General features: G+C 41.0%; 16 protein-coding genes. 10 read left to right on the top strand and 6 right to left on the bottom strand.

Features of this window, described 5'->3' with window-relative positions; translation table 11 throughout:
• Positions 1–83: 83 nt before the first annotated feature.
• The 3 genes from AB4Z45_RS00770 (at position 84) to AB4Z45_RS00780 (ending at position 3,356) form a co-directional block, all read left to right on the top strand.
• Positions 84–1,526, top strand: coding sequence for a sialate O-acetylesterase (locus tag AB4Z45_RS00770; protein WP_441907470.1), 1,443 nt, complete (start codon positions 84–86; stop codon positions 1,524–1,526).
• Positions 1,527–1,794: 268 nt separating this feature from the next.
• The gene (locus tag AB4Z45_RS00775; protein WP_441907471.1) at positions 1,795–2,544 is read left to right on the top strand and encodes a phytanoyl-CoA dioxygenase family protein; all 750 of its coding nucleotides are present in this window, start codon (positions 1,795–1,797) and stop codon (positions 2,542–2,544) included.
• A complete protein-coding gene (locus AB4Z45_RS00780; RefSeq protein ID WP_441907472.1) occupies positions 2,544–3,356 on the top strand; it encodes an AraC family transcriptional regulator in 813 nt (270 codons plus the stop codon). Before AB4Z45_RS00775 ends, AB4Z45_RS00780 begins: the two co-directional genes overlap by 1 nt.
• Before the next feature lie 36 nt (positions 3,357–3,392).
• Here the strand turns inward: AB4Z45_RS00780 and AB4Z45_RS00785 are convergent, their stop codons facing one another.
• The gene (locus tag AB4Z45_RS00785) at positions 3,393–4,283 is read right to left on the bottom strand and encodes a LysR family transcriptional regulator (protein WP_441907473.1); all 891 of its coding nucleotides are present in this window, start codon (positions 4,281–4,283) and stop codon (positions 3,393–3,395) included.
• A gap of 167 nt (positions 4,284–4,450) precedes the next feature.
• On the opposite strand from AB4Z45_RS00785, the gene AB4Z45_RS00790 reads away from it, so the two are divergent.
• From AB4Z45_RS00790 to AB4Z45_RS00800, 3 genes are all read left to right on the top strand, one after another.
• Positions 4,451–5,065 carry an acyl-CoA thioesterase gene (locus AB4Z45_RS00790; RefSeq protein ID WP_076265760.1) on the top strand — a complete coding sequence of 205 codons (615 nt, stop codon included), beginning with the start codon at positions 4,451–4,453 and terminating at the stop codon, positions 5,063–5,065.
• Between the two features lie 141 nt (positions 5,066–5,206).
• Positions 5,207–5,644 carry a hypothetical protein gene (locus tag AB4Z45_RS00795; RefSeq protein ID WP_441907474.1) on the top strand — a complete coding sequence of 146 codons (438 nt, stop codon included), beginning with the start codon at positions 5,207–5,209 and terminating at the stop codon, positions 5,642–5,644.
• A 128-nt stretch (positions 5,645–5,772) separates the two neighbouring features.
• Positions 5,773–6,672: a hypothetical protein gene (locus AB4Z45_RS00800; protein WP_441907475.1), complete on the top strand. Its 900-nt coding sequence runs from the start codon at positions 5,773–5,775 to the stop codon at positions 6,670–6,672.
• 69 nt (positions 6,673–6,741) lie between these two features.
• Here AB4Z45_RS00800 and AB4Z45_RS00805 read toward each other — a convergent pair whose 3' ends face one another.
• Complete coding sequence (locus AB4Z45_RS00805; RefSeq protein ID WP_441907476.1) at positions 6,742–7,035, bottom strand: hypothetical protein; 294 nt, start codon at positions 7,033–7,035, stop codon at positions 6,742–6,744.
• A 221-nt stretch (positions 7,036–7,256) separates the two neighbouring features.
• On the opposite strand from AB4Z45_RS00805, the gene AB4Z45_RS00810 reads away from it, so the two are divergent.
• Positions 7,257–7,793, top strand: a complete 537-nt coding sequence (locus tag AB4Z45_RS00810) for a DUF1697 domain-containing protein (RefSeq protein ID WP_441907477.1) — start codon at positions 7,257–7,259, stop codon at positions 7,791–7,793.
• Between the two features lie 83 nt (positions 7,794–7,876).
• Here AB4Z45_RS00810 and AB4Z45_RS00815 read toward each other — a convergent pair whose 3' ends face one another.
• The 3 genes from AB4Z45_RS00815 to AB4Z45_RS00825 all read right to left on the bottom strand — a co-directional run bounded on the left by AB4Z45_RS00815 (position 7,877) and on the right by AB4Z45_RS00825 (position 9,009).
• Complete coding sequence (locus tag AB4Z45_RS00815) at positions 7,877–8,305, bottom strand: VOC family protein (protein WP_441907478.1); 429 nt, start codon at positions 8,303–8,305, stop codon at positions 7,877–7,879.
• A gap of 111 nt (positions 8,306–8,416) precedes the next feature.
• Positions 8,417–8,704 (bottom strand): DUF6199 family natural product biosynthesis protein, encoded by a 288-nt coding sequence (locus AB4Z45_RS00820; protein ID WP_441907479.1) that lies wholly within the window; start codon positions 8,702–8,704, stop codon positions 8,417–8,419.
• A gap of 149 nt (positions 8,705–8,853) precedes the next feature.
• On the bottom strand, positions 8,854–9,009 hold the full coding sequence (locus AB4Z45_RS00825; protein ID WP_441907480.1) for a hypothetical protein: 156 nt from the start codon (positions 9,007–9,009) through the stop codon (positions 8,854–8,856).
• Positions 9,010–9,269: 260 nt separating this feature from the next.
• Here AB4Z45_RS00825 and AB4Z45_RS00830 point away from each other — a divergent pair, with 260 nt between their 5' ends.
• Positions 9,270–9,707, top strand: a complete 438-nt coding sequence (locus AB4Z45_RS00830; protein ID WP_441907481.1) for an RrF2 family transcriptional regulator — start codon at positions 9,270–9,272, stop codon at positions 9,705–9,707.
• A 248-nt stretch (positions 9,708–9,955) separates the two neighbouring features.
• Positions 9,956–10,330 (top strand): DoxX family protein, encoded by a 375-nt coding sequence (locus AB4Z45_RS00835; RefSeq protein ID WP_441907482.1) that lies wholly within the window; start codon positions 9,956–9,958, stop codon positions 10,328–10,330.
• A gap of 93 nt (positions 10,331–10,423) precedes the next feature.
• On the opposite strand, the gene AB4Z45_RS00840 is transcribed toward AB4Z45_RS00835, so the two are convergent.
• Complete coding sequence (locus tag AB4Z45_RS00840) at positions 10,424–11,185, bottom strand: SDR family oxidoreductase (RefSeq protein WP_430058767.1); 762 nt, start codon at positions 11,183–11,185, stop codon at positions 10,424–10,426.
• Between the two features lie 172 nt (positions 11,186–11,357).
• Here AB4Z45_RS00840 and AB4Z45_RS00845 point away from each other — a divergent pair, with 172 nt between their 5' ends.
• Positions 11,358–11,972: a TetR/AcrR family transcriptional regulator gene (locus AB4Z45_RS00845; RefSeq protein WP_441907483.1), complete on the top strand. Its 615-nt coding sequence runs from the start codon at positions 11,358–11,360 to the stop codon at positions 11,970–11,972.
• Positions 11,973–11,986 lie beyond the last annotated feature (14 nt).

Below are 11,986 nucleotides of genomic sequence, written 5' to 3' on the forward strand. Positions count from 1 at the left end.
TTGGCCGCGGATAAAGAAATAACTAATGAATAAATAATTGCCAACTTGTTATATAAGTCATTCAAGAAGAAGAGTACTATTGTATGGAGAACGAAATAGGAAAGGCGGTTTTGTTGATCATGTCATTTGGCGTTTTTTTGGAGAAAGGTCCTGTGGCTTGGGAAATTATTCAGCAAGTAGACGGAAGCGGTAAACTTGCGTTATCGGGCACTTGGGAAGTGGACCAGGCAGTGCACATTGGTCCATTCCAAGTGTTTGCAAGAGTGGTTCATGAGAATAACGGTAGAGATGTATTAAGCTGGACACCATGTGAAATGGTGGGTGAGAATGGATGGCGAGTTACCTTACATGTTCCGACTGGTGGTTTATACCGGTTGGAAACTTGCTTGCAGCATGATCAGAATGCGCTACTTGGTTCGGGAGCGATACGCGGAGATATGATCCATCATATCGGTGTCGGAGATTTATGGATCATAGCCGGTCAAAGCAATGCGGCAGGTTATGGAAGAGGAACGGTAGAAGATAGTCCGATGCTAGGGGTTCATTTGCTAAGAAATAACGGATTGTGGGATCTCGCAACGCATCCGTTCAACGACTCCACGGCAACGATCCATGAGGTGAATATGGAGTGGGTAAATCCAGCACATAGTCCGTGGCTGCATTTTGGAAAGTTGTTGCAAAATGAGCTCCATTATCCTATTGGTTTCGTACAAACGGCTCTTGGAGGTTCTGCGCTTCGTGCTTGGAATCCTGATGAAGAAGGTCATCTTTATCGAAATATGATCGAAACGGTGCAGCGCTGCGGCGGCAAAGTGGCTGGCGTGGTATGGAACCAAGGCAGTTCCGACTGCAATTCTGAAAGCGCCGATACTTACTTGGAGCGTTTTACAAAGGTTGTTCAATATTGGCGTAAGGAATTGAACATAGCTGAGCTTCCCTTTGTAACGGTCCAGCTTAACCGCTTCACCAATATTCATGAAGACAAAGAGCATCACGACAAACAATGGGGGAAGGTACGCGAAGCACAGCGGCAAGCTGCAATATCCATACCTTCGGTTTCTGTCATACCTTCACTTGATTGTCCGATGTCTGACGATATTCACAACAGTCCTGCAGGAAATTTAATAATTGGGAGCCGTGCGGCGAATATAGCATTGCAAGTGGTTTATGGTTTACAGCGGCAGGCGTACCCGCCTAATTTGGAATATGCCATTTACATACAGGAACATGAATCGAATTCACATGCCATTAAGCTGCGCTTTAAGCATGTATCGGAACGACTATTTGCGATAAATCCAAAAGCGGATTTGTTTGGTATAGAGGACGAAGAGGGTGCTATTCTATTGAACGGCTGGACAATTATATCGAGCAATGAAGTGTTGCTTAAATTATCGAGAAAGCCTAGCGGCAAACTTAGTGTTCACGGTGTATATCAGACGAATCCGGCATCTCAGATGCTGATTGATACGGGGACTTATTTGCCGATGCTGGCCTTTTACAATGTGGAAGCGGTTGCTGAAATATAAACGATTTAGTTTAGATTACAGTGTAAGAGAGCGGTTGGAATAGAAATAGACGCTTATAAATCTATAGTCCAATGAGCAAGGACTGTTGTCCTTGCAGGTAATGCTGAGGTTAGCAGTCTTTTTTTATAATGACGTGTATATCAATTCTAGACACAAAGATGATAATCAGAGCCATTGTTGAAGAAGGAACGGCGCAGTAATATACAAGTATAGCAAAACATCTGCAAGCAGCGTCAATCACACTCGAATAATGGAGGGGATTATCATTATGCTTACAACACAAAGCGAACTTTTAAAGCCGCTATCTAACGAACAACTGGAGCAATACCATAAAGACGGATTTGTTATCATCAAAAAAGGCTGCAGCGCGGATTTAATCGATGCTTTTAATAGACATATTTATGAACTGCGTTCTACACCGCTTGATGAAACACCGGATTGGGCACGCACCTCCGAGAAAGCACGCTATTCTACTCGGCTGTTCAACCCGCACCAGCATGACAGCTTCTCGCGGCAAGTGATGAAGCTTCCGATCGTTAGGGGTGCTCTAGCTCAGCTGATGGAGAAGGAGGCCGTTTGCGTGCAAAGTATGTTCTTCTATAAAGAGCCGGGTTCGCCTGGTCAAGCTGCGCATCAGGACTACTACTATATTAAAAACGATCCAATGACAATGGTTGCCGCTTGGATTGCAATGGAAGAGCAGGTAGATGTGCAAAATGGCTGCTTATGGGTTATTCCTGGCACGCATAAGCTTGGGCTTTTGCCGCATGGCAAGGTAAAAAATGTCGATGAGCATGAAGAATGGACGGACGAGACAGAGGGCATCGATTTAAATCAACAGATTCCTGTTATTATGGAAAAAGGAGATATTCTTTTCTTCCATGAGCTATTAATTCATTCCTCTAACCGTAATCGGAGCACTGACCGCTGGCGTCGTTCTTATGTTTGTCATTATATTCGTGAGGATTCAGCAGTTACATTGCGTGAAGATCTGCGCGAGAAATATTCGTTGATTTAATGGCTAATACTGTAACGTTCAACCGAATCAGATCGGCATACGCTGGCACAGTTATTTATCCGGCTAACGGTCGTTATGGCCCTCGTGTACAAGAGGATATACAGCTCGTACTGCTGCATTCGGGCGAGATGAGCATTGAGATTGATGATGAAGTTCATGAGATAACACCTGGGTCTGTCGTGCTGCTAAAGCCGGGGCACCATGAACAGTTTATATTCTCGAGCAAGGGTGAAACCTGGCATCGCTGGATATCTATTCATATTGAGGACTTATCCGAGAAGGAAAAAGATTACTTCGAGGAACTTCCGCTATGTCAGCGCATCTCGGAGGAGATGAATCGATTAACAGATTTAATGCTTTCAGTGCAATATGCTCATCCATCCGAAAGTGATCTGCTTCGCAGCTTGGGTATGTCAGCAATCCTGTTATATGTCTCTGAAATGTCGCGGACTCGAGCACTTGAGGAGATTCATCCGTCTATTCTAACGGCAAAAAGTCTGATTCATAGTACTTTCCACGAGGAGATAACTTTGACGATGCTCGCGGAGCATGCAGGTGTCTCGCCAGAACATCTTGTTCGATTGTTTCGAATGAGCGAAAAAACGACCCCGATTAAGTACCTTTGGCATTATCGGGTGTTAAAGGCTGTTGAATATTTAACCCATACTGGTTTATCCATTACTGAGATTGCAATAAGATGCGGTTTCAAATCAACCTTCCATTTTGCAAGGATGGTTAAAAAGCAGATGGGGAAGACACCATCCGAAGTAAGACAGTTCTCATGGAAAGGCAATCCAATAGACAAAGCATAAAAAAGTTCGCAGTGGATATCCTGCGTACTTTTTTTCTTATTTCTTCTGAAGCTCTGCTTCTATAAAACGAATCCATTCGCGCGAAGCGAAGGATAAGTACTTGTCTTTGCGCCATATCATCGACAATTGCCATGGGATTACAGGCTGAACAACGGAAACCGAAGAAAAACGTTTTTTGTCCAGCTGTCGGCATATGCCCTCAGGCAAAAGCGTTACTCCGTATTTAGCTGCAATCATTTCTGTCATGAAGTCCCATTGCGAGCTCTCAAACACGATTTTGGGCTCGAAGCCTGCTGCTTCACAATGTTCTTTAATTAAATGATGGATCGTAAAATCTTTGCGAAACATAATAAATGGCTCTGATTCTAGCTGCTTCATCTCGATCATGCTCTGACCAGCAAGCTTGTGTTCAGCATGAACAACAAGGCGTAAATTCTCGTTGATGCAGGGAAGGATATGATACCTTTCCACGTCCTTAACGGGAAGAATGACCATACTGAAATCCAGTTCTCCATGGAGAATATCCTGTTCCAAGCTTTTCCCGCCCTGTTCAATGACATGCAATCGAATTTGAGGATAATGAGACAAAAATTTCTCAATAATGAGCGGTAAAAAATATCCGCCTACCATGGGAGGAATGCCTAAGCGCAGCGTTCCTTTTTTCAATTTTACAACTTCCTCAAGTTCACTCGACATATCCTCGAAGGATTGTATAATTTGTTTCGCTGAACGGAGAATCGATATGCCGGCATCCGTCAATTCGATCTGCTTGGAGGAGCGATCTATGAGCTGTGCACCAAGATCCTCTTCAAGCAACCGTACCATTTTTGATAGTGAGGGCTGGGTTACATGCAGCTTGCGTGCGGCTTGTGTAAAGCTGCCCGCTTCAGCAACCGCGACAAAATAATTTAAATGTTTAAGATCCATTTATATTGCTCCTTCAGCTTTAGAGCAGGAATCATTCGATAATCTGCTTTATGAGCACCTATAGTGAAAAGGAATGAAAACTATGCGATATATGTATTTTACCTATATATAAGATGGGTGTAAACTTAGCGTTATCGAAAAATTTTATGAAGAAAAAAGGTGTTACCATGAACGTATTGGAAAAATTAGCTGTCCCTTTATCATCAAGACCAGCATCAGCATCACTAACCATTAAGGAATCGATTGTTCTGCCGCCAGATACCAATCATCACGGAACGATTTTTGGTGGAAAGCTTATGGCATATATAGATGATGTGGCTACGATAGCCGCAACGAAGCATGCTCGCAGGCCCGTCGTTACGGCTTCAACGGACTCCGTTGATTTTCTTCATCCAGTAAGAAAAGGCGATGCAGTAAGCTTATCGGCTTTCGTTACTTGGTCACATAAAACGTCTATGGAGGTGTTTGTCCGAGTAGTAACGGAGGATTTGCTTACAGGYGGTCGCAAGGTGTGCGCTACCTCATTCCTCACGTTTGTTGCATTAGGTGATGACGATAAACCAACGGTTGTGCCTGGCGTATTAGCCGAATCAGATGAAGAGCGGCTATTGTTCTCTACTGCACCAGATAGGAAAGAGGCAAGACGTATACGAAGACAAGAAAGTAAGCATTTTGCCAATTACATGGGAACAGATTATGCTTTTAAAGAAGCGCAATCCAAATCAGTCCCACAGCATTCCATTAATAAAGGTTACGAATCGGCTTGGGGCTCGGACTGGTAAACGCACAATTGATTTCACTAGGCTGCTGTAATTTATTACAGCAGTTTTTCTTATTCAAGGACGGTAAATTGTTTTGAAAATAAGGATAACCTGTTGCCGCATATCCTATAACGAGCAAAAAATCGTTCAAAGGAGCATGCGATGCATAATGCAGGGACTTTATTTTTGAAGCTGATCATTCATCTTTTTTCGCTTCTTTTCATTTTTCCCGCAATTTTGTTCTCCATTCTGGTGCTATGCTTGACGGATAATGTGAAATCCGGAATGGTTATGCTTATTTCTGCGTTGATTCTTCATGTTATTGTGAAAATAAGCGGCTACTCGCATTATTTATCACAAGGTGATCAAAAATATCGAATAGACAGGCGAGAAACCGAAATATTTAGTGAGTTGTCATATGAAAAAGAATCCCCGCCGCCACTTGTGGACATCTATCGTGAAATTGATTGTTGGAATGGGGAAACTGAGGCATTATACCGCATGATTCGAAATCGTGAAAAAGCTAATTACTCGGAAGATCGTACTGAACGATGCGCAGAATGCAAGCATAATAAGTGCGGAAATAGGCATGAAGATTAGAATGGGCAAAGCAGTCAAATGGATGATCAGAAAATATTACCAGCCATATTAATAAATATTAATGACGTTATGCCCCTGAATTCATATAAGATATGCGAAAGATATGTAAACAGGGAGGTTATATGATCATGGAAAAGAAACGCTGCTTATTCTGTTCTGAGATCGTACCCATCGAACAAAAAGGTGAGTATGAGCGCTATTTGGGCTGCAACTGCGCACCGGGAAGTTATTACAGTTTATTAAGAGATAGTTACCTTGCTATTAACTCATTGTCCTATCCTATAAAAAATAAACGTTTTCCCATTATATCGGGGTACATTAGAGAACAAATAGATTGTGGTGAAAAGATTACTCTAACAATTGATGACTTGGAAACGATTGAGAAAGCACCAAATATTCCGCTTACAATTGAAGATAAAGAAGCACGGCTTCTTCAATATTTATATCGGCATTCCGATGATCCTGGACAACCGATCGTCATTCAGCCGCTTTCGCAAAATTTTAATTTAACTTATTCTCCAAACCTGCAAGAGCTCGTGTACATTGTGGAGAAACTAAGGGAAGCTCAATTGATTGTTAGAGAAGGCATTACTTTTAAGCTTACAGAGAAAGGATGGAATGAAGCAGCAGCAAGAGCAGGTGGAAGGAAGTTGAAAACCTGCGGTGTACTGCTCCCAGACAATCAGCCATTGCGAGCGGAATGGTTTGAGCATGTATTTCCGAAATTAGAGCAGTTTGGTTATTTGCCGTTTATGTTTCAACAATCAGATACAGGCGGCAATGAAAATCATTCCATAACGAAGCTGGCTGAAAGCAAGCTTATCATTGCGGATATTACAAGTCATTCACCGGAGGTTTATTTTGCAGCTGGGTATGCGCTTGGCGCAAATGTTGAGGTCGTGTGGACGATGAATAGTACACAGGAGGACGAGCTGTGCGTTCAGCCGGAGTCCATTAGGCCAATGATATGGGATGATGCGGGGGACCTTGCTGCGCTGCTTCAACAGCGGCTGAGCTTTAAGAAATAATCTATAGAATCAATACACAAAACACACGCTTAAAAAGGTGTGTTTTGTGTTATTTATGTTAACCTACGTCTAGCTGCACATCGTGGCAGGTTTTAAGGCGGCATTAAAAGCAGCTCGATTTTCCCATAAGAATGAGTGTATTTGGTTAGACTCATCAAAGAAATGCTCCTGCTCATCCATGTAATCTTCACCTAATCCATGTATGCTAAATCGATCCTCACTGTTATTCATTAGAGTCCACTGTCCTCCACGTTTGCGATCTGCGAATACAAAATAAAATTTTTGACCGGTTGCATCCCACTGGGCTAGTTGCTTAAAGTTTTCTAAAATAAATGCAATATCATTTTTCTTTTTGATCAACATGGTTCATCTCCTCTTTCTTTATAAAAATAATTGTCATATTAGCGTGTATGCTTGCATAAGAACAAGACAAGGATATACGATTTTATCAGAAAAGTATGTCAAACGGTAGGAACGATTTATAAGATTGTTTGACGAATATTGGCGTACTTGATATATGGTGAAATCAGTTATACTATAAATGTCAAATAACATCAGCAGCGTAAAAGAAAGGATGTTTGTAGATGAGTATTTATTTTGCGCTTTTACGAGGAATTAATGTTGGCGGCAATAATATGATAAAAATGGCTGAGCTTAAACGAATGTTTGAGGAGCTTGGCTTTGCACATGTGCAGACGTATATTAACAGCGGGAATGTCATTTTCGAATCAAACGAGCATGCAAACAAACTTGAAGAGACAATTGAGAAGCAGATTAGTGAAGTGTTTGGATTTAATATCGCTGTAATACTGAGGACGGCGGATGAACTTGTAAGCATTATTGATAAATCACCATTCAATGCAGCTGAGCTAACCGAAGGTCAGAGTATACATCTCACTTTATTAAAAGAAGCGCCTACACAAGAACAAATTAATAATTTGCCTGATGTAGACGTAGGCAGTGATGAATATTACATAAGCGGCAAAGAAATTTATGTGCTTTATCGAAACAGTATTCTTGATTCCAAGCTGCCCAAAAAATTTCAAAGTTTAATGCCAGCTACAGCTCGAAACTGGAAAACAATTATGAAGCTTGATGCGATGGCAAAAGCATTAAAATAAGTACAGTGTTAGAACGAAAAAAAGGATAGGGCACTATTCTTATAAAAAGAATAGACCCCAATCCTTTTTAACATTAATGTTTATTAACCGTTAGCTGCTTCATCTTCAACGTTCAGTTGCCACAAGATGCCAAGCTTGTCCTTTACTTGGCCGTAGCATTTGCTCCAGAACGTTTCTTGGAGTTCCATTAGGACCGTACCGTTTTCCTTCAGTTTATGAAAAAGCGATGTTACTTCATCTTTATCTTTGCTGACGATCGAAAGGCTTATATTGTTTCCTTCAATAAAGGGCATTCCAGGGAATACATCAGAAAACATAACATTGCTGCCTAAAATGTTTAAGCGAGCGTGCATGACTAAGTTTTTTGCTTCCGCAGGAAGGGGATATTCTGGGTTTGGTGGAATATCGCTGAAAGTAGTGAAATTTGTAATTTCAGCCCCAAACACTTGCGCATAATATTCGACCGCTTCACGACAATTCCCATTGAAATTCAAATAAACATCAACTGCCATTTTATTCACTCCTTCATGATTATTGGCTCATTTTTGCTCCAATTTTTTCATTCCAATTGTATCATTAGATGGTCTGGAATCAAATTTTTTTTGGAAAATTAAGATGTTATTTTAGAAAAGGCTAGGCAGGATAACAAATAGAAAAACAATAAGAATGATGATACTGCTTATCCGGCTCATTAGTATGTAAGCATCGCTAGGTTCTGAATTACCTTTAACCATCCAGCCGTATCTCATGTACCAACCGAACTTAGGGAAGAAGATATTAAGGAATGCAATGATGACAAAAAGGATAGCAAACAATACCACAAGGATCAGCCCCTTATTTGTGTATTCGCAATTAAATGAAGGAATTAAGAAAGTTAATAAAAGATGATCGGTATTTCTTTTATTGTACATGATAAAAGGCTATAGCAGACTAATAAAATGGAATAAACTCCTTATTGTTATTGATTTATGTAATGGAAAAAAGGAAGACCACAAGGCCCGTGAAATGGTCCTTGTGGATAATATAAACGTCTATTACCAATACGGGTTAGACCTTCTGTTTAGTACCCTTTACCATAACCAGTGCCAACTCCGCCAACGCCACCGTATCCGCCAACTCCGCCAAATCCGCAACTGCAAGCGATAATCACCAAGAGAATAAAGAGGACTAAGATGATTCCTAAGCTCGAGAAAGCTCCACCAACGTGACCAGACATTTTTCAATGCACCTCCTTACGTTCTGTGTACTGTGTAATTTATGCTGGATGGGTACTTGTTGATTGGGTGTTTGTTACGTAGTCAAATGATTCATGTCATTAGCCTAGTTATAGGTTAGACAGAAGCGAAAAAAGAAGTAAGATTGTCTTGGGGGTGACAAACTTGAACATGAAAATGCATTACTTTATAATGTGCTTAATAGAAATACAATTCATAATATGATGTTTAAGCCGCATAAGCGGCTGAAGGAGCGAGTGATATGAGTACTGCAAATCGTGGAGTTAATATCGGACCTCCTAGATTTAAAATAGCGGTTCATTCCATTGTCTGGTTAGCGCAGAGCGGCAGCATCTTATCAAGTGCGATGATTGCTAATCAGGTGAATTCGCATGCAACTTTTATGAGAAGAGTCATGCAAGCATTAGCGGCAGCCGGCATTGTGGAATCAAAGGGCGGTAGAGAAGGCGGATATATTTTAAGAAAAACGGCGGATGAAATTACATTAGGCGACATTTACGCGGCAGTAAATACATGTTCAGCGGAACCAGAAAGTGATGGCAATTGTGGAGAAACAGGCCATAAACTGGACGTAGAGCTGGAAAAAATTCTGTTTGAAGCTGAGCAAAAAACGATTGATTACCTTCGACAGTATACTATTAATGATGTGATGGAACGTGTAGATTTTTTTGTCGTTTAATTTTTTTAACAAAGTACTAGTCAAACGTTTTGAAACGAATTATAATGTGCTTAAATGAGTTGCAGTTAACACTGCACTTTTATTTTTGTATTATATGTGCTTATGACAAGCACAGTTAACTTTGAAGATTATGGGGGTATGACCTAAATCGGAAATAACACAGTAAGTATTAAATATTTGAAAAGTTTAGTCTGTTTTATAATGTGCCTTCATAGGTTGCATTAAACGAGAAAAAAGGAGAGTCTACAATGGAAATATTAGCGTTAGTATTGCAGGGACTATTAGGTTTGATGTTTTTGATGGCGGGATTCGGTAAAATATCGGGGTCGAAGATGCATGTTGACGGCTTTAAACAATGGGGATTGCCGCAATGGTTCCGAGTTGTAACGGGTGTCGTTGAATTAATCGCTGCCATTGCTTTAATTATTGGATACTGGGAGCACAGCTGGGCAGCGGCTGGCGCGTTACTGCTTGGCGTTACAGCTATCGGAGGTACATTAACTCATGTACGTGTAAAAGATTCTTTCAAACAAACTTTCCCAATCATTCTCGTAGGTGTCTTATCTTTTGTACTATTTTTTATCCGACTATCCGATTTATCTGATTTTCCTGGGTTTAACTAAGCTGAACTAGAGTAAACATAATTTCGTAATCTTCATATCTATTAAAATAAGGAGCCATCACAAGTGATGGCTCCTTTGCTGTTCATTAGTGTTTTAGTATGCTGACCAACCGCCATCTGCGGTAACTACAGTGCCGTTGATAAAGCTAGAATCATCTGAAGCTAGAAATAAAGCAACGCTCGCAATTTGTTTCGGATCTGCCGCTTCTCCGCGCTGTAAGGACATGCCAGCCATAGCTTGTTCGATACCAAATGGATCAGCATGTGTCATACCAGCACCAATGTTTGTTGCAACAGCACCAGGCGCGATAGCATTACATCGAATGCCGAGTTTGCCATATTGGAATCCTACATTTTTGGTTATGCCAACAACAGCATGCTTGGAAGCCGTGTAAGCAATGCCTGCGCGTGAACCAAATAAACCGCCGACAGAGGCTGTGTTAATAATGACGCCATGGCCTTGCTTCGTCATGAGGGGAATAGCTTTGCGAATAGCTCTCATAGGACCAGTCACGTTAATGTCCATTACTCTGTTCCACATTTCATCGGTAACGGATTCTGCTGGCAGCATTTGATCCATAATACCTGCATTATTTACTAATATATCAAGTTTGCCGAAATCATTTACTGCAGTGTCAATCATTCGGGCAACGTCTTCTTCCTTTGTAACGTTTGTAACTACGCCTTTGGCTTGTCCACCAGATGAATTAATTTCCTCAACAACAGAAGTTACTGCCGCTTCATTAATATCTGCTACAACTACTTGAGCACCTTCTTGTGCGAATAATAAAGCCATTTCCTTGCCCATACCTGACGCTGCACCTGTGATTACGGCTGTTTTTCCTTGTAATTTCATTTGTATCATCCTCTCGACTAGGCAGATTGGTTCTTACTTTATTTGACGACGTCCTGTCGTATATACTTAGGATAACAAGTTAAGTGATTATTACTATGACATTTCGAGTCAAAATGTCGTTTAAGGTATAAATTAGTTCAACAAGCATGTGTATGAACGAGGGGCTGAGCAAATGACAAAAGTGTACAATACCTTAGATGTACGTGGTGTCCGCACCCGCACATTTCTTAAAGAAGCGCTGTTATCATTGATGGCTATCAAAAGCTATAACCAAATAAAAATTAAAGAAGTAACAGAAATAGCGGGTGTAAACCGCGTGACCTACTATGATCATTTCTCAACGAAAGATGAGCTCCTTATGGAGCTTATTGAAGACGTGCTAACTGAATACGCCGATATTATTGAAGGCGTTACAGAATTTCCAGCGTCAAAGCGACCGTCCATTGAATATATGAAGACGATCAGGCTATCCGTTGGTCATATAAAAAAACATTCCGATTTCTATAGCATCATGCTGCTTGGAAATGGCGTTCTTAACTTCTCGGATCGACTACATGATCAAATGTTTGAATCTTTGCTTCAATTAGTACGCCGGATGGGGCAGCAGAATCCGGAAATTGAATCAGACCTGCTTGTGAACTGGATTGTTGGAGGGGCTATAGGAATATATAAATACTGGCTGCAAAATGGGATGCGGCAAACCGAGGAAGAAATTTCACGGCAGATGCTGAAAATAACGATGGCTTCTAGTCAGGTTTTCAATTTGCGTACATATGTCATTCCATAAGGCAATGAAAAAGC

The sequence above is a fragment of the Paenibacillus sp. MCAF9 genome (assembly GCF_052114265.1).
Lineage (GTDB): Bacteria > Bacillota > Bacilli > Paenibacillales > Paenibacillaceae > Pristimantibacillus.